Annotated in this window: 1 protein-coding gene; it reads left to right on the plus strand. The window is 62.5% G+C overall.

Translation table 11 applies throughout. From position 1 onward, the window contains the following. On the plus strand, window positions 1–413 hold a 413-nt coding region (locus tag ACYQ0J_RS07480), incomplete at both ends, for an EF-Tu C-terminal domain-related protein (RefSeq protein WP_460171539.1).

A 413-nucleotide genomic window follows, 5' to 3' on the forward strand; every position in this document is an offset into this window, starting at 1 on the left:
CGGGTGTAGAGATGCACCGGAAGACGTTGCAGGAGGGGATAGCTGGGGACAATGTGGGATTGCTTTTGCGGGGTGTAAGCCGGGAGGAGGTGGAGCGGGGGCAGGTGTTGGCGAGGCCTGGGAGCATTACGCCGCACACGAAGTTTGAGGCCTCGGTGTACGTGTTGAGGAAGGAGGAGGGGGGCCGGCACACGGGGTTTTTTTCTGGGTACCGGCCGCAGTTTTACTTTCGGACGACGGATGTGACGGGGGTGGTGGAGTTGCCCCAGGGGGTGGAGATGGTGATGCCTGGGGACAATGTGACGTTTACGGTGGAGCTGATCAAGCCGGTGGCGTTGGAGGAGGGCTTGCGGTTTGCCATTCGTGAGGGTGGGCGGACCGTGGGTGCCGGCGTGGTCACCAAGATCCTGGAG

Source organism: Thermus sp. FJN-A (assembly GCF_054655095.1).